The 419-nt window shown below is 43.0% G+C and carries 1 protein-coding gene; it reads right to left on the bottom strand.

The annotated features are described in order from the left end of the window. Positions 1-173: 173 nt before the first annotated feature. Positions 174-359: a hypothetical protein gene (locus ACYVTD_RS17150; RefSeq protein ID WP_461248851.1), complete on the bottom strand. Its 186-nt coding sequence runs from the start codon at positions 357-359 to the stop codon at positions 174-176. Between the last annotated feature and the right edge of the window lie 60 nt (positions 360-419).

The following is a 419-nucleotide window of genomic DNA, read 5'->3' as shown; positions in this document are numbered from 1 at the left end:
TCTCTGAAAGTGTGTTGTCGAGGGTATGCTCCCGACAGTAGCCTCTACACAAGATCCCTTCACGACAACCTTTCCAGGATAGCTCTTCCAAGGATATTTTCTCAAAAAAATTCTTCTGGAATGATCTTTTTAAAATTTTTTTTTTAATGAGACCCCGCCCGCCGCGTTCTCCTCTAGCTCTCTCGTCGGCAGCGTCCTATCTGTATAAGCCACTTAGCCAGATCTGTCGCAATAATCCCGTCACGAATATTTTTTGTCATATTTTCTCTTTCAAGCGGCCTTCCTGCAATTACCCCTTCTTTATCCTTTCTTCTCGCTACCCCTTTCTCCGAAACAACCTTCTTTCTTGTGCGCTTCATAGTTTCTCACTCTTCACCTTTCTTCCTGATACTTTTATTAACTCCCCAGTATAACTGCAT

The organism is Treponema sp. R6D11 (genome assembly GCF_054786075.1).
The sequence above is the reverse complement of the archived record's forward strand: the minus strand, read 5'-3'. Positions and strand labels throughout refer to the sequence as shown.